At 62.4% G+C, this 25,730-nt stretch carries 19 protein-coding genes and 1 riboswitch; of the genes, 14 read left to right on the forward strand and 5 right to left on the reverse strand.

Annotated elements, in window-relative coordinates; genetic code table 11:
* The first annotated feature begins 339 nt into the window (after nt 1-339).
* The 10 genes from F0185_RS07355 to F0185_RS35305 all read left to right on the forward strand — a co-directional run bounded on the left by F0185_RS07355 (nt 340) and on the right by F0185_RS35305 (nt 13,753).
* Nucleotides 340-612 (forward strand): hypothetical protein, encoded by a 273-nt coding sequence (locus F0185_RS07355; RefSeq protein WP_167223015.1) that lies wholly within the window; start codon nt 340-342, stop codon nt 610-612.
* On the forward strand, nt 593-5,194 hold the full coding sequence (locus F0185_RS07360; RefSeq protein WP_167223017.1) for an RHS repeat-associated core domain-containing protein: 4,602 nt from the start codon (nt 593-595) through the stop codon (nt 5,192-5,194). Before F0185_RS07355 ends, F0185_RS07360 begins: the two co-directional genes overlap by 20 nt.
* A complete protein-coding gene (locus F0185_RS07365; protein WP_167223019.1) occupies nt 5,194-5,760 on the forward strand; it encodes a bacteriophage antitermination protein Q in 567 nt (188 codons plus the stop codon). The genes F0185_RS07360 and F0185_RS07365 overlap by 1 nt, the downstream gene beginning before the upstream one ends.
* Nucleotides 5,761-6,834: 1,074 nt before the next feature.
* Complete coding sequence (locus F0185_RS07370; protein ID WP_167223021.1) at nt 6,835-7,494, forward strand: RHS repeat-associated core domain-containing protein; 660 nt, start codon at nt 6,835-6,837, stop codon at nt 7,492-7,494.
* A gap of 14 nt (nt 7,495-7,508) precedes the next feature.
* On the forward strand, nt 7,509-7,874 hold the full coding sequence (locus F0185_RS07375; RefSeq protein WP_167223023.1) for a DUF6968 family protein: 366 nt from the start codon (nt 7,509-7,511) through the stop codon (nt 7,872-7,874).
* Between the two features lie 275 nt (nt 7,875-8,149).
* Nucleotides 8,150-9,202: a type 1 glutamine amidotransferase domain-containing protein gene (locus tag F0185_RS07380; protein WP_167223025.1), complete on the forward strand. Its 1,053-nt coding sequence runs from the start codon at nt 8,150-8,152 to the stop codon at nt 9,200-9,202.
* An 8-nt stretch (nt 9,203-9,210) separates the two neighbouring features.
* Nucleotides 9,211-9,891, forward strand: a complete 681-nt coding sequence (locus F0185_RS07385) for a response regulator transcription factor (RefSeq protein WP_167223027.1) — start codon at nt 9,211-9,213, stop codon at nt 9,889-9,891.
* Nucleotides 9,888-11,168: a sensor histidine kinase gene (locus F0185_RS07390; RefSeq protein ID WP_167223029.1), complete on the forward strand. Its 1,281-nt coding sequence runs from the start codon at nt 9,888-9,890 to the stop codon at nt 11,166-11,168. Before F0185_RS07385 ends, F0185_RS07390 begins: the two co-directional genes overlap by 4 nt.
* Before the next feature lie 202 nt (nt 11,169-11,370).
* Nucleotides 11,371-12,132 (forward strand): substrate-binding domain-containing protein, encoded by a 762-nt coding sequence (locus F0185_RS07395; RefSeq protein ID WP_167223031.1) that lies wholly within the window; start codon nt 11,371-11,373, stop codon nt 12,130-12,132.
* Nucleotides 12,133-12,160: 28 nt separating this feature from the next.
* Nucleotides 12,161-13,753 (forward strand): methyl-accepting chemotaxis protein, encoded by a 1,593-nt coding sequence (locus tag F0185_RS35305; RefSeq protein ID WP_167223033.1) that lies wholly within the window; start codon nt 12,161-12,163, stop codon nt 13,751-13,753.
* Here F0185_RS35305 and F0185_RS07405 read toward each other — a convergent pair.
* Nucleotides 13,750-14,598 carry a DMT family transporter gene (locus F0185_RS07405; protein ID WP_167223419.1) on the reverse strand — a complete coding sequence of 283 codons (849 nt, stop codon included), beginning with the start codon at nt 14,596-14,598 and terminating at the stop codon, nt 13,750-13,752. The genes F0185_RS35305 and F0185_RS07405 overlap by 4 nt on opposite strands.
* 23 nt (nt 14,599-14,621) lie before the next feature.
* Nucleotides 14,622-15,449 carry a 4'-phosphopantetheinyl transferase family protein gene (locus F0185_RS07410; RefSeq protein WP_167223035.1) on the reverse strand — a complete coding sequence of 276 codons (828 nt, stop codon included), beginning with the start codon at nt 15,447-15,449 and terminating at the stop codon, nt 14,622-14,624.
* A 964-nt stretch (nt 15,450-16,413) separates the two neighbouring features.
* On the opposite strand from F0185_RS07410, the gene F0185_RS07415 reads away from it, so the two are divergent.
* From F0185_RS07415 to F0185_RS07430, 4 genes are all read left to right on the forward strand, one after another.
* The gene (locus F0185_RS07415) at nt 16,414-17,244 is read left to right on the forward strand and encodes a lectin OAA family protein (RefSeq protein ID WP_167223036.1); all 831 of its coding nucleotides are present in this window, start codon (nt 16,414-16,416) and stop codon (nt 17,242-17,244) included.
* A gap of 161 nt (nt 17,245-17,405) precedes the next feature.
* Nucleotides 17,406-18,470: an S-adenosylmethionine:tRNA ribosyltransferase-isomerase gene (locus F0185_RS07420; RefSeq protein ID WP_167223038.1), complete on the forward strand. Its 1,065-nt coding sequence runs from the start codon at nt 17,406-17,408 to the stop codon at nt 18,468-18,470.
* Between the two features lie 32 nt (nt 18,471-18,502).
* Nucleotides 18,503-19,768 (forward strand): flavin-containing monooxygenase, encoded by a 1,266-nt coding sequence (locus F0185_RS07425; protein ID WP_229476812.1) that lies wholly within the window; start codon nt 18,503-18,505, stop codon nt 19,766-19,768.
* Between the two features lie 9 nt (nt 19,769-19,777).
* Nucleotides 19,778-20,998, forward strand: coding sequence for an NAD(P)/FAD-dependent oxidoreductase (locus F0185_RS07430; RefSeq protein ID WP_167223040.1), 1,221 nt, complete (start codon nt 19,778-19,780; stop codon nt 20,996-20,998).
* A 20-nt stretch (nt 20,999-21,018) separates the two neighbouring features.
* Here F0185_RS07430 and lnt read toward each other — a convergent pair whose 3' ends face one another.
* Genes lnt through F0185_RS07445 form a run of 3 tightly spaced genes read right to left on the reverse strand, consistent with a single transcriptional unit; the run spans nt 21,019 to nt 25,261 of the window.
* A complete protein-coding gene (gene lnt / locus F0185_RS07435; RefSeq protein ID WP_167223042.1) occupies nt 21,019-23,475 on the reverse strand; it encodes an apolipoprotein N-acyltransferase in 2,457 nt (818 codons plus the stop codon).
* Between the two features lie 5 nt (nt 23,476-23,480).
* Nucleotides 23,481-24,155, reverse strand: coding sequence for a hypothetical protein (locus tag F0185_RS07440; RefSeq protein ID WP_167223044.1), 675 nt, complete (start codon nt 24,153-24,155; stop codon nt 23,481-23,483).
* Between the two features lie 17 nt (nt 24,156-24,172).
* The gene (locus F0185_RS07445; RefSeq protein WP_167223046.1) at nt 24,173-25,261 is read right to left on the reverse strand and encodes an SGNH/GDSL hydrolase family protein; all 1,089 of its coding nucleotides are present in this window, start codon (nt 25,259-25,261) and stop codon (nt 24,173-24,175) included.
* 244 nt (nt 25,262-25,505) lie between these two features.
* Nucleotides 25,506-25,723, forward strand: a riboswitch (cobalamin riboswitch).
* The last annotated feature ends 7 nt before the right edge of the window (nt 25,724-25,730 follow it).

Here is a 25,730-nt window from a genome sequence, read left to right on the forward strand (position 1 = left end):
ACGTTCGGCGGGGGCGACATGATCGAGACCGCGGACGCCACAGCAAGAGGAACGGACGAGGAGTTTTGACTGTGGCGATTCAGGCACCGTGCGATCGCCCAACTGCAGAAAGTCACAGCCGGCCGGCGCTTCGACGTGGCGCTGGCCAAGGTCTCCGGCGCGCGCGCAACGACCTACGACGAGGCCATGCCGGCCGTGAACGTTATCCTGGAGTCGTTCCGATGAGATACCTGCTGCCGACCCTGCTGACCCTGGCGCTGCTCACCGCCTGCGCCGCCGCGCCGCCGGTCGTGCAAGAGGTCAAGGTGCCAGTCTGCCGTCCATGATCGCGGGGTGCTTGTGAGCGATGCCGGGCCGCTGATTCTGGAGATGCACCGGATCGACGGCCCGGACAAGTCGCCCATGCAGATGATCAGTGCGGACCTCCTAACGCACTATCGGCGCCAAGTAGCCGGCCGGGTAAGATTGATCGGGAACTGGTCGATGCAGTTAATCGTTTGCGATAAGGCAATGTTCGAATTAGTGAAATGGATATTCTCGGCTTTCCTGCTGGCAATTGCCGCCGGCTTCTCCCGCAAAGGACAAGAAGACCATGACCATGCCCAACGCTAGCCCGTTTCCGTCACTGATTCAGCTCGTCCGTTCCGCGTTGATGTTGCTACCGCTGGTTCATGGAACTGCCCGTGCAGAGAGTGCCCTGCCAGAAGGGACGCTGGGATGGACTGTTTACAAGCTAAGCAGCTGGATGAGCCCAACCGAATACGCATCAGATCCATTGACCGCATGTCAAAAAGGAGCGATGAATCATCTAAAAGAAAAGCTCGTGTCAATGCAGCCTTATACAGGCAGGCGCAACTATTTTAAGTGTTACTACAGGCTTGTTCCAAACGGTGGTGTTATGTGGTTAGGGGATACCGTGCTGAATTGCAAATATGGCTACGGGACGTACGGACAGGGTTTCTGTCGCAAGATCAGGCAGGCTAAACCTGAGCCCTTGAAATGCGGAGAGGCAGCAGGAAACCCGGTTCAGTTTGCAAGCGGCTCTAAAGTTCAGTCCGAAACTGATCTTGATGGGGGAGGTAATGAGGCGCTGCAAGTTCGGCGCACCTACCGTAGCATGCGCAACAGCGGAATCGGACAATCAGCAGGGGTGGGCTGGTCGTTTTCCTTCGAGCGGGCGTTCGACGCCCCAGTCTCACTTATGGGCAGGTCGTCTGTCGTCGGGGCGCTCGGCGATGGCAGCTATTTTGAGTTCCGGCGTCAGGACGACCGTACATACAAGTCCAGCTTCGACAAAAGCACAGTTTTGGAAGTGCAAGGCCCCGACGATTCCGTCTGGTTTTTGACAACGCGAGACGGCACGGTTGAACGCTACCTCCGAGATGGCGACGAGTTCAGACTCAGCAGCGTTCATAGCCGCAGCGGCATGGCGACGCATTACACCTACGACGCTAAAAACAAACTCAGCAAGATTGTCGACACGAGCGGCCGTAGCTTGGCAATCGCATGGGAGGGTGACGTCATCGTGTCAATCGCCAGTGCGACCGGCAGCGTACGCTACGAATATGAGCAGACTGTCGTTGGTGACTACCCACCTATTGAAGGCATGGCCCGCCTGATCGGTGTGCACTATCTCGACCGCTCCGGTATGGAGATGTCATCGCGCGCATACCACTACGAAGACGCCAAAGACCGCTTCCTACTCACCGGAATTACCGATGAACATGGCAAGCGCTTTGCCACGTATGCATATGACGCGGACGTTCGGGCGGTACTATCGGAGCACGCCGGCGGTGCGCAACGTTACACATTCGCCTATCCCACCCCGGAAAAGCGGATTGTGACCGATGCGCTTGGCAGCAGTCGCAACATTACCGTCGCGTACGATTTTTTTAATGGCAAGAGCAAAATTACCGCCGAAAGCCAGCCTGCAGGCGCTGGCTGCGCAGCAAGTGCCAAGGCAACCACCTACACCGATAATGGCGACGTGGAAAGCCGTACCGACTTCAATGGAAACAAGACCTGCTTCATCAGTGATCCCATCCGTGGAACTGAACTAGCACGCACGACCGGACTGGCCAAAGATGCTACCTGCCTTGCGAGAATCGATAGCCCAACTCCGGCTGGCGCCCGTAAAACCAGTACACGCTGGCATCCGGACTGGCCGCTTGCCACCAGTATTGCCTCCCCAGGGCGCATGGACACGAAGATCTATAACGGCCAGCGCGACGCTGCGGGCAAGTTGGTGGAATGCGCTGGCGGCGCAGTGCTGCCCAATGGAAAACCGATAGTCGTCATTTGTCGTGCCAGCGTCCAGGCGACCAATGACAACAATGGCGCACTTGGATTCGCGGCGGTGGGAACCGGCCCGGTTCAGGAGTGGCGCTACACCTACAATCCCAACGGGCAGCTGCTGACGAGTACCGGACCGGCCGATGCGAATGGCAAGACCGAATCGACCAGCATGACTTACTACTCGGACACGACCGCAAGCCACTCCCCTGGCGACCTTGCGAGTGTGCGCAACAGTGTTAGCGAGGTCACCAGTTACCTCGAATACAGCGAGGACGGCTTACCGACCAAAATTCAGCGTCCCACTGGACAGATTGTTGGGCTTGAATATGGCCCGCGCCAGCGCTTGGTGTCCAGCACCGTCCTCGCGACAAGTGGGCAAGCTGAAACCACGCGTTATGAATACGATATTGCGGGACAACTGATCCGTACAACTGCGCCCGACGGATCGGCGCTGGAGTACACGTACGATGACGCGCACCGCATGACCGGCTTGCGCGACCGTGCCGGCAACAGCATCAGCTTCACCCTCGATGCGATGGGCAATACCGTGCGCCAGGAAGTGAAAGACCCGAACGGCAAACTGGTGGCGCAAACCACGCGCGCCTTTGACGCGCTCAGCCGCCTGCAACGGGAACAGCGCAGTGCCAAAGACCCCGGCGCGCGCTTTGAATACGATGCCGCCGGCAACCTGACATCGAGTACCGATCCACTTGGTCGCGTCAGCAAGGGAACTTACGACACGTTTAATCGTCTGATCCAACAGGCGCTTCCTGCTGCGGATGCCACCGGCAAGCCGGCGACCATCGATTACGCGTACACGCCGCAGGATCAGCTTGCATCCGTGCTCGATCCGCGGCGCTTGCAGACGCGCTACCTCTTCAACGGACTGGGGCAGCAGACGACGTTGATCAGTCCAGATACCGGCACTACGAGCACGCAGTTCGACGGCGCTGGGAACGTGATATCGAACGTCGACGCGGCCGGGCGCAAGACTGCCTATCGATACGACGCGGCGGGTCGCGTGACCGGTATCGGCGCTAGCACGTTTGAGTACGGCGCGGTCGGCACGCCCGCAGCGGGCCGCGTGACGGCAATGACGGATGAGGCTGGAAAAACGGTGTACGCCTACGATGGCATGGGGAGGCTCATCAGGACGGAGCAGACAAGCGGCCCGGCGGCCCGGCGCTTCGTGACCTCCTACACTTACGGCAGCGAAGGAAGTGCCCTTGGACACGCCACTACGATGACCTACCCCAGCGGCAATCGCATTGACGTCACCTATGACACCAACGGGAAACCGTCTTCCCTGGGCTTGACGCGTCCGAATGTCGCGCGCGTGACGATTCTGAGTCAGATAAGCTACCAACCGTTTGGAGCCGTGCGGGCGTGGTTATGGGGGAACCACAGCGCTGGCAGTCCCAACAAATACGAGCGCGAGTTCGACCTTGAGAACCGGCTGGTCAGCTATCCGCTGGGACACCCGGCTGCTGGCGGTGCGCTACGCACGCTTAATTACGACGCCGCCGGGCGCATCGTTTCCAGCACACACAAGGGTGGCACGCCGGGCAAGCTGGACCAGCGCTACTACTACGATGGGCGTGATCGCCTGGTCGGTTTTGATAGCGTCATCGGGGGCCAGAGTTTCGAATACGATGCTAATGGTAACCGCACCAGATTGAAAATCGGTCCCAACAGCTACCTCAACATGATCGATCCCGGCAGCAATCGGCTTACTTCCACGTCCGGACCAGTGCCTGCAAAACGAAATACGTACGATGCCACGGGCAACCTCATCAGCGACGGGACGATACGCTACGTCTACGGCACCAATGGGCGCCTGAGCAGTGCCACGGGCACCGGTGGCGTCGCTGTCCAACACCGCTACAACGGGCTCGGCCAGCGGGCTATCAAGTCTGATGCGGCCGGCGCATCGACTTACTTCATCTACAACGAGGCCGGGCAGATGGTGGGCGAGTACGATAGTGCCGGCACGCCGATACAGGAAACGATCTATTTTGAGGGGACACCGGTCGCTGTGATTAAACCGCGTACAGCGGGTGCCGGGGAAAGTGCATACTATGTCTACGCCGACCACCTAATGACACCGCGGGTTATCACGCGCGCCAGCGACAACAAAATAGTATGGCGCTGGGACGGCGCAAATCCGTTCGGCGAGGACTCGCCCGATGAAAATCCGAATCGGCTGGGAAACTTCACATACAACCCGCGTTTTCCTGGGCAATATTATGATAGAGAAACGAATCTCCATTACAATTATTATCGCGACTACGATCCCCAGACCGGCAGGTATATACAGTCCGACCCGATTGGCCTTAAAGGTGGAATTAACACTTATGGCTACGTCGGGGGCAATCCACTGACGTTCGTTGATCCCTTCGGGCTGGATTCAGCCTGCATGGCTGCGTGCAGAGCAGTAGGCGGGGGTATCGGCGGTGCGGCCGGATATTATGGAGGGGGATTAGCGGGAGGAACTGTCGGCGGACTTCTTGGCGGTGCAGCGGGCTCCGTCGTGCCAGGCGGTGGAACTGTTATAGGTGGCACTGCGGGTGCGAGCGTGGGGGCAGTTATTGGCAGTAGGGCTGGCCTAGCCGGTGGAATGTTTGCCGGAACCGCGATTGGCAAGGCTGTCGGCAATATGGTTTGCTCATCTTCAAAGGGAGACTCGCCGTCCAAGGAAGAGTGTGACGCCCAGTGGGAGAAGGCAAGGCAGACATGTCGGAATTTGATTATAGAAGAGATGCAACAGCGTGCAGGTAGACGAAAAAAACGGAGCGTTACCGGCGTTACTGGCGGCTATACCAATGTCGAAATTTGCGCAAGTGGTTTAGTTAGCGAAGAATGTGGCGGTAATAAAGTTGACTATAGTGTGAGAAAGTGATGAAAAATATGGAACTTATTAGACCAAAGTCTGAGAATGAACTTGCATCAGTTTTGAAAACTGCATACAACTATGCATGTAATAAAAATTATGAAAAAGCAATCGAATTGTGTGATTGGCTTATGCAAGATTTTTCAACCGAAATTGCTGGCCGCCGAGAACGTGCGGCAGTGAAATCTCTTATGGGTGACATTGATGGAGCAATTATTGACCTGAAACATGTCTTAAAAAATGATGGCCTAGAACCGGCCGATTTCTATACACTTGGAATTTTGCTATTAAGAAACGGATCAACAAGTGAAGCAATCGAGCGGTTCGGTGACGCCGTGAGAATAGGTGATGCTGCTAAGCACTACTACTACAGAGATTCGTCATTATTATTTCGCGCCGAGGCAAAATTGAAAGTATGCGATTTTGAGGGAGCACTAAAAGATGTCTCAGGACTCCCAGACGGATTCAAGACATATTTTTCTGGAACAGGTATGCGAAGTAAGGAAGATATTGCTGACGAAGCAAGAGCCGCCATTGAGCGGAAGGCGCGATCTAAATTTCAATTCAAGAAATAACGCGTAGGAATGGAGCCCAAGTAGTTCTGTGAGCTCGTCGGGAACAGATAGGCGCTCATCTCAATATCTTCCAAAGGTGGACGCCAAGTCTGGCCCACGCAGCGCTTCTCATCGGCGTAGTCGTGGTGGAGGTAGTGCCGGCGCACTTTGCTACCGGGCAGCAGGTGGTTCTGGCACCGATCGTTAATGTCGAGCGCACAGCACGCTAGGTGGTTCGTCGTTAGATACCGTTGCGTCGCTGAGTCTTTTTCACACCTGCCGCGGCTACTTCAAACGCTGCCCGATTCGACTCGTCCGCATACTTCTTGTTCTCTTTCGTGGGCATCGCATTCAAGACGTCGCCTAAAATATTCGAAAAGGCTGCGCAAGGCGAATGGCTACTGAATGCAAGATTCTGAATTCGCCATCCTGATCAAGAGTGGATATATCTAAACGCTGCTCGAAAATTTTATGCAGAGATGCGCGTCGAGTCGTTATCGCTGTTGGAACGCGGTGGCCCGGATGGCGAATGTGAAGGGGCATTATTGTAAACACATCTGGGAACGGTTATGGCGCAATGGATTAATTTTCCAAATGTATATAAAGGCGCGGCAGTAGGGGCAGGAGTTGGCGCAATTGGAGCGGGACTGGCGGGGTGCGAATGCCCTCGCTAATTGGATTGCTGAAAGAGCTATTTCGTACCAGGGTAGATTTTTCACAGGTGGAAACTACAATTTTCGATGCGGTACGATTTCGGCTTTCCCCCAACGATACCGAACGCTGGACGAAGCAGCTCCAAGCTGTTAATAAGATTTACCGCAGCCCTGACGGTCGGGAAGTGAACTTGTTCGTAAAGCGTAACGGCAAAGTAGATTGGCCGCGAGAATTATGCTTTGCAAAAAAACAGTGAGTTTAAGATTGCGGTGGTTGATCTAATACCAAGGCAAGGTGCAAAAAAATTGCGAGCCCGTGTGTTGTGTAGGTGGTCACATGTTCTTAATCGCATATATGATGTCGCCGAAAATGTTCGAGAACGCTGCGCAAGGCAAATGGCGAACTGAATGTAAAATTCTGAATTCGCCATCTTGATCAAGAATGGATAGCTACGTAGGAAACTTGGCCTACAAATTGCGCTTTCCTAGAAAATATTACGAAAAAGAGACCAATCTATATTGCAACCATTATCGAGACTTCGATCCGCAGACTGGACGGTATGTGCAGTCCGACCCGATTGGGCTTGCTGGTGGAATCAATACGTACGGTTACGCTCTCGGAAATCCGGTCTCATACGCCGACCCATCGGGTCTGCTAGTGCCCCCACCAAGCGTTGTGACGTGGGTCGGCTCAGCGGCTGGGACTACAACCACAGCGGCAGGTGCCGGCGTTGCGGCAGCTGGTGCTGTAGGTGTTGGTATTGGCCTCGGCTTTAATTCTGCGTGGGAGCATTTTGCCGGCCAGCCCTTTGGTACCAGCATTTATGACTGGACCCACCCAGACGATCCGGAAATGAGCGAGAGGTCTAAAGAACGGGCTCGCAAAAAAACTGCTTCAGTCGTAGCAGCAAACGTTCTCGCTAAAGCACAAGGTAGAAATCAGCCGCACCCAGACGACGACGAGTGTGATAAACAAGAAAAGAGGGACGAGCAGGCCTGCAGTAAATTGCGAGGTCCCGCTCTGTATGCTTGTTATGCAAAAGCTGCACGCGACGCTGCCGAATGTCGTGATCGCCTTTATCGCTCAGCCTGCAAAAAATAACTAAGGAGTTTGCTTTGAAAAATGAAATGTTGGAAGTAATCGCGGAGCGCGAGTTAAGCCTGACCCTGGAAGACGGGAGCGTCACGTCCATTATTGTTAAAATTGGCAAACCGCGACCTGTTGCGGGATCTGACGTTTTTCGTTGCCACTTTCAATTCCTGGGATTGCATAACAACAGAGTTCGTTACGGAGAAGGGGCCGATGCCATGCAAGCGCTTATTCTAGCTTTAACAAAAATTGGGTCACAGCTGTACACATCGCCGGAATTTAGATCGATGCGATTGACGTCATTGGGCGAGCGAAACCTAGGGTTTCCGCTATTCGTGATTGAAAACCAGTCAGTAGAGGTGCCCGACCCTATTGGCTTGCTACAATTGTGAGATGAGCAAAACGGTGCTGAGGGTCCAAACAAACGGCATTCATACGGGAATCTAACCCACCGACGTGCTTCAATCCGATGACTGCCTCCCAATGGTTGTTTCACGCCGTGGTGACGGCCGGCAGCGGCGCCCATGCGGTCGGGGCGCCCGGGCTACTGGCGGCGCAGGCGCTGGCTCGGTCTCAGCTGGTCGCCGCATGCGTACCGGGCAAGCCGTTCACATCCGATTCACATGGCGCGCGCTATCGTGCAAGCCATTCGATAACGGAGGCGCCAATGATCAAGACAATGTTACGCGGCGGGGCATGGCTGGCCGCCACCCTGGTGTTACTCGCCGCTGCCGGCTATGTTTACTACCGCAGCCTGGCGCTGGACGAGCTGCCCAAAGCCAATCCGCAGGCCAGCGTGGCCGACCTGGCCTACCTGAAGCAGGCGGTGGCGCAGAAACGCGGGCGCATCCTGGCCGTGGTCAGCAGCGCCGAGCGCGGCGGCCCCGCCATGAAGCGGGCCGGCTACGAGCTGACCGAACTGGCGCGCGCCTACTACGTGTTCCAGGTCAATGGCTACGAAGTCGATATCGCCTCGCCCCAAGGCGGCAAGCCGCCCGAAAGGATCGACCCCGACGACATGGGCGAGACCGACTACGCCTTTCTCAACGACCCTGCCGCACAGGCCAAAGTGGTCAATTCGATGGCGCTGGCGGACGTCGATGCGCGCCGCTATGCGGCCGTGTACTTCGTCGGCGGCAAGGGCGCGATGCACGACTTGCCCGACAATCCGGACGTGGCCCGCATCGTCAACGAGGTCGCCACGCGCGGCGTGGTCGGCGCGGTCTGCCACGGGCCGGCGGCATTGTTGGGCGTTAAGCGGGCCGACGGCAAGGCGCTGCTGGCGGGGCGCCGCATGACCGCTTTCACCAACGAGGAAGAACTGTTCCTGGTGAAGGATGCGCGCACGCGCTTTGGCTTCCTGCTCGAAGAGCGCGCCACGGCCGAAGGGGCGCGCTTCGTGGCCGGCCCCAAGTACCTCGACAACACCATCGTCGACGGCCGCCTGGTCACGGGGCAGAACGCCTGGTCCACCTGGTCGGTGGCCGAAGCGATGGTCGCCGCGCTGGGGCATCGCCCGGTGGCGCGCGAACGCAGCGCCGAGGAGATCAGCGTGCGCCTGCTGGCCACCTACCACCGCGCCGGCCTGGACGCGGCCAGCGCCGAACAGGCCGCGCTGCCGCGCTTTGATAAGATGCTGGTGCTGATGCATTCGGTGGTCGCCGCCATGCAGTGGCGCGCGGCCGATGCCGTCAACCTGCAACGCCTCGCCAAGGGATAAGGACCCGCATGCCCCTGCATATTCTCGTCGTCGAAGACCATGCGATGCTCGCGCAAAACCTGGCGGACGGGCTGGCGCTGCACGGCCACAGCGCCGATTTCGCCCACAACGGCGAACTGGGCTTGCAGCTGGCGCTGGAGAATCACTACGACCTGATGATCCTCGACCTCGGCTTGCCCGGCATCGACGGCCTGGAAGTATGCAGGCGCCTGCGCTCCCGCCTGACGCGCCGCATGCCGGTGCTGATGCTGACCGCGCGCGACGCCCTGCACGACAAGCTCAGCGGCTTCGATAGCGGCGCCGACGATTACCTGGTCAAGCCGTTCGCGCTGGAAGAACTGCTGGCGCGCTGCAACGTGCTGGCGCGCAGGCATACCCTGCACCAGGAGCACACGCTGGCCATCGGCAGCTTGCGCATCGACCGCCAGGCGCAGGCGGTGAGCCGGGAAGGGCGCTCGCTCAAGGTCAATCCGGTCGGCTACCAGATCTTGCTGGCGCTGGCCGAGGCGCATCCGCGCGTGCTGACCCGCTCGGAACTGACCCGGACATTATGGCGCGACGCGCCGCCCGACTCCGACGCCCTGCGCACGCATCTCTACCAGCTGCGCCAAAGCCTCGACAAACCTTTCGGCAGCGCCATGTTGCTGACCGTGCATGGGGTCGGGTTCAAGCTCGACGCGCTGGCGTGAAGCGCGGGCATTCGCTGCGCAGCAGGATGATGCTGGCGTTCGCGCTGTTCGCGCTGGCCACGGCCGCGTGTTTCAGCGTGTTCAGCGTGCTGTTCGTGTATTCGGTCGAGGATAGCTTTTTCGACAATCTGCTGCGCCAGGAGGCCGCGCATCAGCAGCGCCGCTGGCAAGCGTCGGGCAAGCTGGCCGCGCCGCTGCGCGAAAACGTCAGCGTGCACCGCCGCCCGGACACGTTCCCGGCCGACCTGGCGCGCCAACTGGCGGGGCCGGCCCGCAGCGGCGAATTTTTCGGCGAGCAGGGCCGGCATTATCATGTACGCAAGGTCGACCTCGGCGCCGACCCGGCCTACCTGGTGGCCGAAGTGAGCCGCGACCTGGTGGTGCGCCCGCGCCTGCCGTTCCTTCTCGGCTTCCTGGGCGTGTCGACCCTCGCCATCCTGGTCGTGACGCTGGCGGTCGGCTACTGGCTGGCGCGGCGCGCCACGGCACCCTTGACACGCCTGGCGTCGCTGGTCGCCGCCGCGCAGCCGGGCCGGCTGCCGCAGCGCTTCGCGCAGGATTTTCCGGATAACGAAATCGGCGCGCTGGCGCGCAAGCTGGACGAGGCGATGGCGCGCATCGCCGCCTTCATCGAGCGCGAGCAGCAGTTTACGCGCGACGCCAGCCACGAATTGCGCACGCCGCTGGCGGTGATCGAAGGCGCGGCGCAGTTGCTGGCGCAGCAGCCGATGCCGGCGCAGGCGGCCGACCAGTTGCAACGCGTGCGCGGCGCGGCGGCGCACATGGCGCAGACGGTGGCGACCTTGCTGTCGCTGGCGCGCGAGGAACTCGGGGCCTCGGTGGCCGAGCCGGTGGCCTTGCTGCCGCTGGTCGAAAGCGCGGTCGTGCAGTTTGCCCATCTGCTCGACGGCAAGGCGGTCGAGGTCAGCGTCGAGGTGGCGCCCGGCACGGTCGTCGAGAGCCACCGCGCGGCGCTGGCGATCCTGCTCTCGAACCTGGTCAGCAACGCCTTCGGCCATACCCGCCAGGGCGAGATCCGGATTTACATGGACGGCGCCAGCCTGGTGGTGGCCGATAGCGGGCCCGGCATTGCGCCCGCCCTGCGCGAGCGCCTGTTCGAGGCGGGCGCCAAAGGCGAGGCCAGCGCTGGTGTGGGGCTGGGCCTGTCGATCGCACGCCGGCTCGGCGCGCGCGTCGGCATCGACGTGGCGATCGACAGCGCCGCCGGCGGCGGCACCCGCGCCCGCCTTTCGTGGGCGGACCCCCCACTAGGGTAGTGCCCGCTTACATGCGTCCGAGCAAGGCGACAGGCGCGCGTATCGCATGTTTCCAACAGCAAGACACATTTCGCACGCACCCAGTTCGCATTTTCTTGTGTGTTTCCCCAAGCCGCCGTACACTGGTTTTTCAGTTGGTGCATGGAAACTATTCCAGCTGACCTTGCCGTTCCATGTGATCGACCCACATAAAGGATACACAATGAAAGCGCCTGCCTTCGTACTGCTCTCCCTCATGATCGCCAGCCTGGCCGGCGGCGCCGGCGCCGGGGAGGTGCTGGAAATTTCCGGTGGCACCACCCCGCAGAAAGATGTGCTCGAGCCGCGCGCGGCGGAAATCCTCAAGGCCACCGGCGTCGAGATCAAGGTCAACGGCGTGGGCACCGGCAACGGCATGGTCGCCCTGGTCGACGGCAAGGTCAGCGTGGCGGCGGTCGGCGACACCCTGGCCGACTCGATCGAGGCGGGCAAGAAGGCCGCCAAGGCCGCCAGCAAGGAGATCAAGATTCCGGACAACCTGGTGTTCACGCAAATCGGAACGGACGAGCTGGTCGTCATCGTGCACAAATCGAATGGCGTCACGGCGCTGAGCAAGGCCCAGCTCAAGGATATGGCAACCGGCAAAATCACCAACTGGAAAGAAGTCGGCGGCGCCGACCTGCCGGTCAAGGTGGTGGTGACCAAGGCGGGCATGATCCCGAGCCTGGTGTTCCAGAAAACCATCATGGACGGCGCCGAATACGTCAAGGGGGCGCTGGAAGCGCAGTCGCCGCGCGAAGTGATCACCTGGGTCTCGCGCACGCCGGGCGGCTTCGGGCCGGCGGCCGACGTGCATGTCAAGGCCGGGGCGGGCGACAGCAAGACCATCGGCGCGCCTGCCATGTCGCGTCCGCTCGGGCTGGTCACCATCGGCGCGCCCACGGGCGCGGCCAAGAAGCTGGCCGACTACCTCAAAGTGAAGTAATTCCCCCAACCTTGCCGAGCCCCCGCCCATGTTATATAACGTCAATATCAGCACCCGCCTGATGATCCTGACCGGCACCTTGCTCACCGCGCTGGCCGTGGTGGGCCTGGTCGCCCTGCGCGGATTATCCGCCAGCAACGAGAGCATGCGCACCATTTATGAAGACAGCACCGTGCCCCTGGTCAGCCTGGGCGAGGTGCTGGGCGATATGTATCGCTCGCGCACGCTGGTGATCGGCGGCATGGGGGCGGAAAATTCGGAGGCGGCCGAACTGTCCTACCGCGAGGTGGCGAGCGTCAACGCCAAGTTGAAGGCGAGCCTGAACAGCTACAAGCGCTCGCTGCAGTCGAGCGACGCGAAAGCCCAGGCCGGCGTCTTCGAAACGGCCTGGGAGCAGTATGCCGCCGCCGGTGACAAGGTCATCACCCTGGCCAAGAGCGGCGACTACGAGGCGGCCAGCGCCCAGCTCAAGGTCGACTCCGAAAAGAAGTTCGAAGCGGCCCGTTCAGCCCTGCTGACCCGCATGGTGCGGCAAAAAGGTGAAGCACAGGCCGCCTTTGCGGCCGCCGACAAGTCGAGCGCGACCACACGCACCTTGATGCTGGCGACCCTGGGCCTGGGCCTGGTGCTCGGTGCGTTTCTGTCGTACATCGTGATCGATTCCATCAAGAAACCTTTGCGGCGCGCGGTCGAAGTGGCCAACCGGGTCGCCACGGGCGACCTGAGCGAACATATCGAAGTGACCTCCACCGATGAAACCGGCCAGTTGCTGGCGGCCCTGCGCGACATGGACGCCAGCCTGGAAAAAACCATCGGCAAGGTGCGCGAGGGCTCGGACCGGATCGTCACCGCCTCGCTCGAGATCGCCAGGGGCAATATGGACCTGTCCGGCCGCACCGAACAGCAGGCCAGTTCGATTGAAGAGACCAGCGCCTCGATCATGGAATTGACCGACACCGTCAGGCGCAACGGCGACAACGCGCGCCAGGCCAACCAGCTGGCGCTGAGCGCCTCCGAGGTGGCGGAAAAAGGCGGCGCCGTGGTGTCGGAAGTGGTCTCGACCATGCGTTCGATCAACACGTCCTCGCGCCGCATCGTCGACATCATCAGCGTCATCGACGGGATTGCCTTCCAGACCAACATCCTGGCCCTGAACGCGGCGGTCGAAGCGGCGCGCGCCGGCGAACAGGGGCGCGGTTTCGCGGTGGTGGCCTCCGAGGTGCGCAACCTGGCGCAGCGCTCGGCGGCGGCGGCCAAGGAAATCAAGACCCTGATCGAAGATTCGGTCGACATGGTCGAAGCCGGCACCCGCCTGGTCGACCAGGCCGGCACCACCATGAACAATGTGGTGTCCAGCGTGCAGAAAGTGACCGACATCATGAAAGACATCGTGTCGGCCAGCCAGGAGCAGACCGCCGGGATCGAGCAGATCAACCAGGCCATCATCGAGATGGACCAGGTGACCCAGCAAAATGCCGCGCTGGTCGAGCAGGCCGCCGCCGCCGCCCAGTCCATGCAGGAAGACGCGGCCGCGCTGGCCCAGGTGGCGCAAGCGTTCAAGCTCAGCTCGACCGCGGCGCCCCCGGTGGCGGGGCGGGGCGTGCTGGCGTTGGCGCGCTAAGCGTCACGGACGGCGTTTGGCGCTCTGGCGCGCGCCGACAGCACGATGGCGCTGACGATCAGCGCCGCGCCGGCCAGCATGCGCGCTGACGGCTGTTGCGCGAACAGCCACCAGGCGCAGGCGATCGCGTACACCGGTTCGAGCGCGATGATCATGCCCGCGCTACGGGCATGCAAGCGTTCCAGGCTCTTGACGAACAGGTAGTGCGCCAGGCCCGTGCAAAATACCCCCAGTAACCCCAGGTAAAACCAGTCCAGCCGGGTCGGCGCGCCCAGGCTGGCGGCCGCGAAGGGCGCCACGGCCAGCGCGACCACGAGGTTTTGCCAGAACGCGAGCCCGAGCGCGTCCATCCCGCGCGCGGCTCGCCGGTTGGCCACCGCCAGCAGCGCGAACATCAAGCCCGACAGCACGCCCCACAACAGGCCAGCGGTGCCGGCCTCGCCCGCGTCGAACGAGGGCGTGACCAGTACCAGCCCCAGGGTGACCAGGGTCAGCAGGATTGCTTCGGCGCTGCCGATGCGCTCGCGGAACACCAGCATGTCGAGCAGCGCGATGAATGCCGGAAAGCTGGCGAAACCCAGGGTGGCCATCGCCACGCCGCCGACTTTCACGGCGACGAAAAAGCTCACCCAATGAGCGGCCAGCAGCAGGCCGCTGACGACCAGCATGCACAACTTGTAACGGTCCAGGCCGCGCAGCAGCGGGCGCTGTCGGGCCAGCGCGAACAGGGCCAGCGCGGCCAGCGCGAACGCCGCCCGTCCGAACGTGATGACGGTGGCGTCGGCGCGGATCAGCGCGCCGAAGACGCCGGTCAGGCCGAACAGGAGCGCGGCGCTATGGGCCATCGCCAGCGCGCTGCGATGGGCGCTCAAGAACGCGGGCCGGCTTTGAGCAGCGTCCACGCGAAAGGCGTGTCGGCCACGGTGGGAATGGCGCTGCGCACGTTCAGCCGCGGCAGGTCGCCATCGAGGCGTTCCGCGCACAGGGCGAGCAGGTAGCCGGGCGCCGGCCGGAATTGCCAGAAACGCCAGCGTTCGGCATCGTCGCCCAGGTCGGCTTCGATGGACAGGCGCACCTGGCGCTCGTCGGGAAAGTGGAAGCTGAAGCGGTCGAGCGGAATCGACAGGCCCATGCCGCGCGCCTTGATGTACGCTTCCTTGAAGGTCCAGTACTCGAAGAAACGGTCGTGGCGGCGTTCGGGCGGCACCGTGGCCAGTTCCGCCACTTCCACCGGCGAGAAAAAATGCTCGGCAATGCCGTCCGAGACCTGGCGCGTGGTCAGGTTCTCGACATCGACCCCCAGCACCCGCTCGCGCGTGACGGCCATGGCAATCAGGCCGCGCGTGTGCGAGAGGTTGAAGCTGAGCGTGCGCGCCTGCGCGTGCGCGTTGGCGATGGCGGGGCGGCCGTAGGCATTTGGCGTGAAGATCCAGTCGGCCGGCGCCAGCGGGGCGTAGCGCGAGAGCACGGTGCGCACCAGGGCGCGCGTGGCGAGGTAGCGCAGGCGGTCGTCCGCGAAGTGAAAGCGCAGCTGCTGCGCGCGCTCCTGCTCGTTCAGCGGCGCCAGCAAGGCCGCCAGCAGGGCAGGGTCGGCGATATGCTGGTAGAAGACCAGCCAGATATCGATCTGCCCGGCGTCGAGCGGCAGGCCGGCGTCAGGCGCGCCGCCGGGAGGGCTTAAACTGTCTGGTGTCATCAGTTGCGCTTGCGTTATGGGGCTCGGAGGATTGGTGCGAGCCCGGCAATTGGAGAGGCCCCAAGTCTAGCAGAAGCGGGATGGGTGCAAGCAGCCGGCAGCGCGCAAGCGCATCCATCGCGGACGCCAGGAATTCCCCCTCGTTGGTCGATTTTGCCGCCCGAGGCATCTATTCCTGCTGGAAGTATTGCGGACGCAGCCGTCGACCGGGTCACGCCCGGTCTGCCGGGAATCGATCACACGCCGCGAACCTCCAACCTTTAAGCCGCTTCATTTTGGGTGCGTTTCAATTGGGTAGGGATGCCATCGCCCCTCGACATCCCGATTGAAATTGAAAAAGGCCGGCGTCGAAAAGTCGAGGCTGCGGTGGCGGCTTGTGCAACACTCAGCTGAGAAAAACGTTCGCTAAAACCGCTGATGACCACGAAATGTCGCGAAATTATTACAACATGCCTATGTAAAAAGAAATTTACATTTGCAATATTGACACGACTCTATAATTGCCAGTAGCGGAAACTGGTGCGGACGTGTAAGCCGCGCCGCTCTTGCCGCCGCACCCGATGCCAGCCTGAGGGAGAGACAATATGCAGCCCATGGTCAAAGTCAGCACCTTGCGCGATTCTGTCGCGTTGGTGATCGGAAGGCGAAATTTTCCCCAAATGGCACTACGCCCCTCAAGACGGTCGCTAATGCGACAGAACCGACAGGAATACTCATCTATTCCCTGTCCGCCCGGTTCCTCCGCTGGAAAAGCAATTCAAGAAAATCGGTTCTAGCGACATTCCAATGGAAAACAGCGCTGAATAGCGCGTGCAATCGTGTTTTTCATTAATCAAGAATATTTTATCAACGGGGCAGCGCCGTTCCGCTGCATTGAGCACGCATATCCATGCGCAGGCTGGCCATCAGCCCTTAGTCATTCAATGGGTAGATTTCGTGCTTTTCAGATATTCTGGAGGCAGTCATGTCAAAAACCAGCAAGTTGGTCAATAATCTTCACCATGTCCAAAATCAATGGGGTGGCCAGGGTGCCGCGTGGAACGAAGGCGGCATGTGGGTGGTCGGCTCCCGTAGCGGCCAAAATGTCGTGGCGTTGAACATCAACTCGGCCGACAGCGGCAAAACCTTCACCGGCAGCGTGAAGTACGCCGGCGAGGGATCGATCGGTTTTAAGGCGACATTGACCCAAAATAATACCTACGTGGTCGAAAACCAATGGGGTGGCGATGCCGCTCCGTGGCAACCGGGGGGCACGTGGGTCATCGGCTGCCGCGTCGGCCAGAGCGTGGTGGCTGTCAACGCCGAGTCCAGCGATGGCGGCAATACACTTGCAGGCAGCATGACCTACAGCGGCGAGGGCGCGATCGCATTCAAGAGTGAACTGGCGGACGGCGGCGTGTTCGCCGTCGAAAATCAATGGGGCGGGCCATCCGCTGCGTGGCACCAGGGCGGCGTATGGGTCATTGGCTCGCGCGACCAGGGCGTGGCAGCGGTCCAGATCAGCTCGGCCGACAACGGGCAGACGTTCACCGGCAGCATGACCTATGTCGGCGAAGGGCCGATCGGCTTCCGCGCCACCGCAGTGGCTGGCAATAACTATGTGGTGGAGAACCAATGGGGCGGCGCTTCAGCGCCTTGGACTGCGGGTGGCGTGTGGCTGATCGGCTCCCGCGGGGGTCAGAACGTTTCGGCGCTCAATATCACTTCCGGCGACGGCGGCAACTCCTTCAATGGCACCATGACGTATAGCGGCGAGGGCGAGATCGGATTCCGTTCGCTTATCCAGCCACAATAGATAGAGACTATGTAAATCAAGCGTCCGCCGGGGGCTAATGCCGTCCAGTGAAGACTGGACGGTATTTCATGAGATGGGAACCCGCCAATCTACAGCTTATTGAGCTTGAAGCCGGCTTGATAACTCCAGAGCAACGCGCGTCAAGGGAGACAAGAAAAATCATGAAGACCACGTCGTTTGATTTCGAGATGGGATCCCACACCATGCCGACGGATCCTGTCGAATTGCGGGGCAGGGAGAGAACGGACGGCAGAATGATCGTGCTCGATCGCGGCAAGAACGCCATCGAGCACAGGATATTTTCCGACATCTATGACTATTTCCGGGCCGGGGACTTGCTGGTATTGAATGACAGCTATATGTTGTCGAACACCCTGCAATTCACCTGCGGCGGCCAGGCGGCCACCGTCATCGTCTATGGCCACGAATCAGATCACAGCTGCATGGTCGAGGTTCGCCCACGGGAGTTGGCAAAAGCCGGCTTGGAATTGCGATCGGTCGATGACGAACAACTCAGCTGCATCTTGCTGGCGCCTTATCCGGATCATATCTGGAAGGCGAAGTTCGAACCGACCGCGCGGCTCATTCGCACGCTTGAAGGCCACGGTACGCGCTCCGACGAGACAGTGCCGCTCAACCCCGGCCACTGGCAGGAAAATCCCGCCGCCTATCGATCGGTGTACGCTAAATCGCCGGGCTCACTGGAGATACCTTCCGCAGGCCTGCATTTCTCCACCGGCTTACTCGACCGGATTGCCGCCAAGGGAGTGGAGTTCGCCTACGTCACCTTGCACGTCGGCAGCACCGAGGTGCTGGCCGTGCGCCACATCGACGCGGAACATGTCGAGGACCACCGGGTCAGGGAAGAGTTTTTCGAGGTCCAGGGCGAGTCGGCCGCCAAAATCAGCCGCGCCCTGGCCGAGGGGCGGCGCATCTTTGCCGTTGGGACAACCGTCGTGCGGACACTCGAATCGCTGGCGGCGAGCGGCCCGTCCAATCAGGTGATCATGCCTCAATCGGGCTGGACCGGTCTGTACATCTACCCCGGCTATCACTTCAAGATCGTCGACGCCCTGCTGACCAATCTGCACCGGCCGCGTTCCAGCCACATCGTGCTCACCGCCGCATTCGCAGGCCAGGAACTGCTCATGCGCGGCTACGATGAACTGTTGAGCGTCGGCGGCTATGAATTCGACATGTTCGGCGACTCCATGCTGATCGTTTAGTCGGGAAATCAACGCTGCCGGGAGGATGGGATTTGAAGAAGGCGATGCATCATATCGATACTGTCGTGATCGGCGCGGGCCAGGCCGGCCTGTGCATGAGCTATGTCCTGCAACGCGCGGGGCGTGAGCACGTCGTCCTGGAACAGGCGCAAGCGCTGGAGCAATGGCGTTCCGCGCGCTGGGACAGCTTCAAGATCAATTCGCCGTTGGCCTTTTCGCGCCTGATGGGCCAGCGCGACGGCCTTCCGGACCGCCAGCGCGGCCTGGCCTTGCGCACTATCCTGGGCCTGTGGGACGACTGTATCGCACAACGTGCTTTCCCGATTCATGAGAAGAGCAAGGTGGTCGCCGTCGAACAGGCGCCCGATGGGGGGTTCCGGGTGCACGTCGAGAGGGAGGCGGGGTCGCACGTCTATCTTGCCAGGAATGTGATCGCGGCGCCCGGGACCTATCAACTTCCCAGGATCCCCGCCTGCGCCGCGCGGATCGGCCCGCAGATCGAGCAGTATCGGGTCGGAACCTATACCAATCCTTCCACGGTGCGGGCCGGTTCGGTCCTGGTCGTCGGTGGAGGGCAGACAGGGGTGCAGCTCAGCGAGGAGCTGGCGCAGGCCGGCAGGCGCGTGTATCTGGCAACCTCCATGGTGAAGGGAACGCCGCGCAGCCATCGCGGCGAGGACATCATGTTCTGGCTGGAGAGAACCGGCTTGCTCGCGACGCCCAAGGAGGAGCTCACCGATCCCGGCGAGCGCCTGGAGCGCCTCCCCATCGTCGGGAGCGACCATGCGATTTCCCACCATTGCCTTGCGCGCATGGGCGTGACGCTGCTGGGCACGCTGCGCGGCATGTCGGCCGACGGTGAGCTGGCCCTGTTCGACAATAATCTCGATGAGCATATTCTCTTTGCCCAACAAGGCTACGATGAGCTGATCGGCCACATCGAGGATTGGATTGCGCGGCAAGATGACGTCGTGCGCCTGGGCTTTGCCGCGCCCGTCGCGGAACCCGAATGGCGGCCGCATCAGCCATTGTCGGCATTGCCGCCGCCAACAGAGTTGAATCTGCGGCAAGCAGGCATCCACACCGTTATCTGGGCGACCGGCTGGCGCGCCGATTTGAGCTGGTTATTGATTGACGATGTGGTTCGGGCCTTGGACACGCATGGCTTGCCCCAGGCTTGCGATACCCCGGTCGACGGCTTCTTCTGGTTGGGCTTTCATTGGTTGCGCACGCGGGCCTCCGGCAGCGGCGCCGGTTTCCATCTCGATGCGCCCTACATCGCATCACGCCTGCGCTAGGGAGACCGCATGACAGAGACGTTCGAGCATCTCGTGGTGGGCAAGGGCATGATCGGCGCCGCCGCCTTGCGCTATCTGAGCTGCGGTTCGCAGCGCGTTGCCGCCATCGGCCCCGATGAACCGGTGGACGCGGAGGCGCACGACGGTGTGTTCTCCAGCCACTACGATCAGGGCCGCATCTGCACACAACTGAGCCGCGACCGGCTGTGGGGAGAGCTCACCCGGCAATCGATGTCGCGCTTTGGCGCCCTGGAAGCGGCCAGCGCCACGCATTTCTACCGTCCCGCAGGGATGCTCTATATCGCGCCTGCCGCGGACGTGCGGGCCATCGCGGCACTGGCGCACGCGATGGCGGTTGAACACGTCTGGCCCGCGCGCCCGGACATGGCGGCGCTGTGCCCATCCGTCGCCCTGCCAGCCGGCCACGGGGCGCTGCTGGAGATGGCGCCGGCCGGCATCATCGACCCTCGCGCCCTGATCCGGAGCCAGCTGTCCATTGCCATGCGGCAGGGGGCCAGCGTCATCCGCGAAACGGTCGTCGCCGCTGAAAAGACCTCGGCGCACTGGACATTGACGACCGACCAGGGGCGGCAATTCACAGCGAAGAACATCTTGATCTGCGCAGGAGCGTATTCCAATTGCTTCGGTTTCTTCCGGCGGCAAATAGCCATCCGGGTCAAGTCGGAAACCACCATACTCGTCAAGGTCTCCGGCGCCGATGCGCAACGCTTGAGCGGCATGCCGGCAATCGCTTACCAGATCGATGCGCCACGGATCTCCGATGTCTATCTCACCCCGCCGCTGGTGTATCCCGATGGGAATATCTACATCAAACTTGGCGCCAATACCGATGAAGACGTGATTTTACAAACCTTGGACCAGATGCAGCATTGGATGAAGCATGGATGCCGGCATCCACGACAGGATATGGTGCAGGCCCTGTGCGCATTGATTCCCGGCCTTGACGTGAGCGCGGTTCAGGTCAAGCGCTGCCTGGTCACGTACAGCGATCACGGCAAGCCATATATCGATGCCCTGGGCAATGGCCTGTTTATCGCAACGGCTGGCAATGGTTCCAGCGCCGCCTGTTCCGACACGCTCGGCTCCCTGGCTGCCGACCTCATGCTGGAGCGGACGTGGCCCGCCGCATTCCAGCCCGCCGATTTTAGCGTCCGCCTGATGCCGGACTCCCCTGCTAACCCACGACTCCATCCAGGAGAACCCGGATAAACGATGTTCAAGCCGGTTTCCTAAGCGCGGAAGATGGTCAGCAGCAGCCACGCCGGCAGCCCGAGAAACAGCGCAAGGTGGCCGCCGCGTTCGAGCCGCTGGCGGATATCGACCGCGCGCGCGGGCCGCAGCCATGCCGCCAGCAGGGTTGCGCTTTCAATTGCCGAGCGCAGCAGCGCGCCGCTCAGCACCACGCCGATCGCCCAGGCCGCCCACCACAGCGCAAAGGCGGTCAGGTAAGCCTTCAGTCCAAAGCTGTAGTATTCCCCGAACGGGCCGCCGTACGAAATCTGCTGGTGCAGGTGGAAGGCCGGAATCGCCAGCGCCAGCGGCAGCAGCACGAACTTGGCGACCGGATGATCGAGCCGCGAGCGCCGCATCGCCAGCGCCGCTTGCGCGTAGGCCTGCATCACCGCGAGCGAATGCGTGCGCTGCTGGACGGCCGGGCCGCCGGCGCCAGCCAGGTGCGCGGCCAGCGCGCCCGGATCGGTCAGCGCCAGCGCGTAACGCTGCCCGCCGGCGAGCCGCACCGAGATCCCCGGGCAGGGCAGCGGCAGGCGCCAGCACCGCACCGTGGCGATGTCGGCCAGCGCGATTTCGAGGCGGCGTGCGTCGCGTGCCAGGACCAGCTTGCCATCGGCGAGCGACAGCTTTGCGGAAAACAGGAACAGCACGCACCACGCGGCCGCTTCCGGCGCCAGGAAGAACGCGGAAAACATGCGCATTTGCGCCAGCGTATTGGTGCGCAAGGCCTCGTCAAGCAGCAGCGCCACGCACATCCAGAGCAGGCCGCCACGCGCGAACGCGCGCAACAGGCCCGCCGCCATGCGCGCGGCGGGCGACAGCACGGCCACATCGACCGGCCCCGGCATGACGCCCACCGCCGCCGGCGCGTGCGCGGCGCGCGGGCGCCACGACGGCAAGACCGAGCACGCCGCCAGCAACGCCAAAAAGGCGCCGGCGGCCAGCCCCACCCAGTCGCCCCAGATCACCATCAAGGTGCGCGGCGGGACGCGCACCGGTACATCGGCGATGACCAGGGTGCGTTCGCCCATGCGCGTGCCGGCCAGCACGCCGCCGCTCGCGTCGATCACCGCGCTGTAACCGTTGGTGGTGGCGCGGAACTGCGGCAGGCGCGTTTCGATGCTGCGAAACGCCGCCGCCACCTGGTGCATTTCCGCCCCCAGCGGGCTGGCGCTGAACCAGGAATCGTTCGACATCGTGAGAATGGCTTGCGCACCCAGGCGCGCGCCGTCGATGGCCAGGGCGGGATCGACATCGTCGAGGCAGATCAGGGGAAGCACCGCAATCTCGCGCCCGTCCGCCAGGCGCAATGGAAACACGCGTGCGCCGTTGCCGGGCCGCCAGTCGCCGGTCCAGGGCAGGGCGCGCCGCAAGCGCGGCCCGTCCAGCCAGGCCGGCACGTACTCGGTCAGTGGAAACAGGTGCGTCTTGCGGTAAAAGCCCGTCAGGCCGGCGCCCGGCTGCACGAACGCGGCGGCGTTGTATTCGCCGGCGCTGTCGCGATCGTAGGTGCCGAACACGAACGGCACGCCGGCGGCGTTGACGATGGCCAGGATCTCGCGGTCGAAGTCGGCCCCCGCCTCGCTCTTCGGATGGCCGAAGGTGGTGGGGTAGGCCGTTTCCGGCCACAGCACCGCATCGGCGCGCTGGCGCACCACGGCGTCGTAGCTCATCGCGAAATGCGTATCGAGAATCTCGCGCACCACCGCGTGGGTTCCCTTTTCCTGGCGCTGGCGGTCGTAGGCGACGATGTTCGACTGGATCAATCCCACCCGCAGCGGCTTGCCGGCGGGAGCGGGGCTGGCCGACAGCGCCACCAGGCCGTAGCCGGCCAGCAGCAGCGGCGCCAGCGCGGCGGCCGCGAGCGGGCGGGCGGCGACGCGCCAGCCATCGGCACGGCGCGCCAGCGCCGCCGCCACGCCTTCGTTGGCCAGCAACAGCAGAACGGTCAGGCCGGCGGTGCCGCCCACGTCGGCGCCCTGGCGCAGCAGGCGCGATGGATACAGCCCGTGGCCGAGCGTGTCGCCCAGCAAGCCGGGCGCGGCGGCCTGGGTCGCCACCCAGGCCGCCGCGCCGGCCAGCGCGCCCAGCACGGCGCCATGCCGGCGCAGCGTGATGTGGCGCACCAGGGCGAAGACGATGAATTGCGGCTGGAACAGCGGAGCGGCGAGCAGCAGCAGCGCCACGCCGGTGGCCGCGCCGAACTGCGCATAGATCCCGAGCGCGGAGCCGAACCAGGCGAAGGCCGCCGCCGTGTAGGCCAGCGACATGAGCCAGGCGCGCAGCAAGGCCGCCGCCAGGGTGGGGCTGGCGTCCAGGGTGCGCAGCCAGGGCGCCAGCAGTACGAACCCGAGCGCCCAGGCGGCGCCGCCGCGCGCATACAGCGCCACCATGGCGCCGCTGGCGAGGATGCCCCCGACAGTGCGCACTGTCGCGTTATTCAATAAGGTCATGATGGTCAGCGCTCCGAGCGTGCCGGGGGAATGACGATGCGCCGGATCGGCAAGCCGGGCGGCGCCAGTTCCGGCGGGACGACCAGGTTCCTGGGCATCTCGATGGGCTTGTTGCTGGCGTCGACCAGCTGAAAATCGGGTGCGAACATCAGCACCGCTTCGATGCGCTGGCCGTCATCGGTGGCCTGGTGATGGCGCACATAACCCTTCGGCAAAACGAAATCCTCGGGCACCGCCAGGCCGACCAGCGGCGGACTGGTGCCCGGTGGCGAAAAGGCGCCCAGGCCGGAATGGATGCCGCGCTCGTGCAGGCGTTCGATGACTTGCGCCATGCTGGGATTTTCCCCGCGTGCGACGTAGCTCGACAGGTCGCGCGTGGGGTCGGCGTCACCTTCGGGCGGGCGCGCCGGCGCGGCCGGCCCCGGCCCCGGCACAGGCGCTGGCGCGCGTGCGCTGCCCGCAGCCGGCGGGTGCGTCGGCGGCGGCGGCGCTGCCGCCATCGGCGCGGCGGCGCCGGCCCCGCTGCGGGTCGGCTTCCACAAATAGAACAGCGCGGCGCCGCAGGCAACGGCCAGCAGCACGACGATGACGGCGCGGCCCCGGGAGGGCCGCCAGGCGCGGCTGGCAGCGGATTGCGCGCTGCCAGACGGCGCCGGCCCGGAACGCGGAGGCGTGTCCACGGATCGGCGCCCTGTGCTTATGGCGTGGCCGGATTGTAGGTCGACACCGCCCAGCCGATGCGCTCATGGCCGTACTGGTTCCAGATCGGATTCTTGCCGCCGCTGAAGCTCGTGTAACGCGGCGCGCCGCTGCCGGTGGTGCTGCCGAACAGGCCGGAACTGAAGGTGCTGCCGTTGTAGGTCGGGTGGGTGTCGTCCGACTGGATGTAGTCGTAGCTGCTGCCCGACGACACGAAGTGCGTGTTGGCGTCGCGGATGGTCGAGCGCAGCGCCGTGGTCAGGCGGTTGACGTAACTCGCTTCGCTCTCGCCGCTCACATAGCGCAAGCCCTCGGCGTCGATGCGGCCGTCGCCGTTGCTGTCGTAATCGGCCCCCATGTACTGGGCAAAATTGTCCGCGCACTGAAAGCCCTTCTGGCGCGCCACGTCGCACATCATGAAGTTCATCCGCGCCAGCGCGGGCAGGAACTTGTCTTGCATTTTGACGGTGGCGCCGGTGCCCGCATCCTTGCAGGTGCTCTGCACATTGTCCACCGCGTAGCCCGGATAGTGCAGGTTGGAGACGACCTTCAGCTTGACCCCGGCGTAGGCGTTGGCGTTGATGTAGTCCATCGCGGCCGTCACATACTTCTTGCAGCTGGTTTCGGCGGCGGCGAGCCCGCTGTAGTTGCAGGTGCCGGTCTGGCTCTTGAAGGCCGAACGCGCTTGCAAGCCGTCGTTGCCGCACATTTCGAAGGTGACCACGCGCGTGTTACTCGCTTGCATATACGAGCGCTCGGCCACGATCTTGTTGTTGTACACGTCCTCGGCCACCGCGCCGGACTTGGTGCGGCGCACGCTTTCGACGTCGGCGCCCCACTGGCCCGAGAGGTACTCCGCGTTGACCGTCGGCGCCGCGTATTTGGCCGCGCTCGTGACGGAGCCGTTAAAGCCGGCATAGATCGAGTCGCCATAGGCTACGGAGCGGTACTTGGTGCTGGTGCCGGCCCGGTCGATGGTCCACGACGCGTTCTGGTTCAGGGTGCTGGCGGCCGCCTCGGAAGCCGGGGCGAGTAGTGCAAGGAAGGGTAACAAGGTGTGCAAAGAACGACGAAAGCGAATGCTCATGAAGCGTCTCCTTTTTAGTTGGACCCGTCCGCCAGGCATGCCATGCCGGCCAACCTGAACGCGGGCATTTCAATGTATTGCAAATATGCACAAGCGTGCTAATTAACCATTCGTCTTGTACAGAAAACATTGAAAATCGGTAGATTTGTTGTAAATGCGCAGTACGGGCAGCGGGCGGTGAATCCCCACGCCATCCCGCTGGCTGGCGCAGGAAAGATGTGACAAAAACGATTTTGCGCACTAAAATGCGCCCAATGTGAATGGTGCCCTCCCGCTTGTCGGCTGGAGGGTGAAACGGGAAGCCGGTGACGCACGAGATTTTCATCTCGCGCCAGTCCGGCGCAGCCCCCGCTGCTGTAAGCCTGACGACTTTGATCGAACGCCACTGTGCAGTGCATGGGAAGGCAAGACCAGGGAAGGATGACGGCGAGCCAGAAGACCGGCCAGTCACGATGCACGCGCAACGCCC

Origin of the sequence: Massilia rubra, from assembly GCF_011682065.1 — a bacterium.
GTDB classification, from domain to species: Bacteria; Pseudomonadota; Gammaproteobacteria; order Burkholderiales; family Burkholderiaceae_D; genus Telluria_A; species Telluria_A rubra.

Coding starts and splice junctions, on each gene's coding strand:
- F0185_RS07360 (WP_167223017.1), top strand. CDS start 593: ATGACCATGCCCAACGCTAGCCCGTTTCCGTCACTGATTCAGCTCGTC.
- F0185_RS07365 (WP_167223019.1), top strand. CDS start 5,194: ATGAAAAATATGGAACTTATTAGACCAAAGTCTGAGAATGAACTTGCA.
- F0185_RS07370 (WP_167223021.1), top strand. CDS start 6,835: ATGGATAGCTACGTAGGAAACTTGGCCTACAAATTGCGCTTTCCTAGA.
- F0185_RS07380 (WP_167223025.1), top strand. CDS start 8,150: ATGATCAAGACAATGTTACGCGGCGGGGCATGGCTGGCCGCCACCCTG.
- F0185_RS07385 (WP_167223027.1), top strand. CDS start 9,211: ATGCCCCTGCATATTCTCGTCGTCGAAGACCATGCGATGCTCGCGCAA.
- F0185_RS07395 (WP_167223031.1), top strand. CDS start 11,371: ATGAAAGCGCCTGCCTTCGTACTGCTCTCCCTCATGATCGCCAGCCTG.
- F0185_RS35305 (WP_167223033.1), top strand. CDS start 12,161: ATGTTATATAACGTCAATATCAGCACCCGCCTGATGATCCTGACCGGC.
- F0185_RS07405 (WP_167223419.1), bottom strand. CDS start 14,598: ATGGCCCATAGCGCCGCGCTCCTGTTCGGCCTGACCGGCGTCTTCGGC.
- F0185_RS07410 (WP_167223035.1), bottom strand. CDS start 15,449: ATGACACCAGACAGTTTAAGCCCTCCCGGCGGCGCGCCTGACGCCGGC.
- F0185_RS07415 (WP_167223036.1), top strand. CDS start 16,414: ATGTCAAAAACCAGCAAGTTGGTCAATAATCTTCACCATGTCCAAAAT.
- F0185_RS07420 (WP_167223038.1), top strand. CDS start 17,406: ATGAAGACCACGTCGTTTGATTTCGAGATGGGATCCCACACCATGCCG.
- F0185_RS07430 (WP_167223040.1), top strand. CDS start 19,778: ATGACAGAGACGTTCGAGCATCTCGTGGTGGGCAAGGGCATGATCGGC.
- lnt (WP_167223042.1), bottom strand. CDS start 23,475: ATGACCTTATTGAATAACGCGACAGTGCGCACTGTCGGGGGCATCCTC.
- F0185_RS07445 (WP_167223046.1), bottom strand. CDS start 25,261: ATGAGCATTCGCTTTCGTCGTTCTTTGCACACCTTGTTACCCTTCCTT.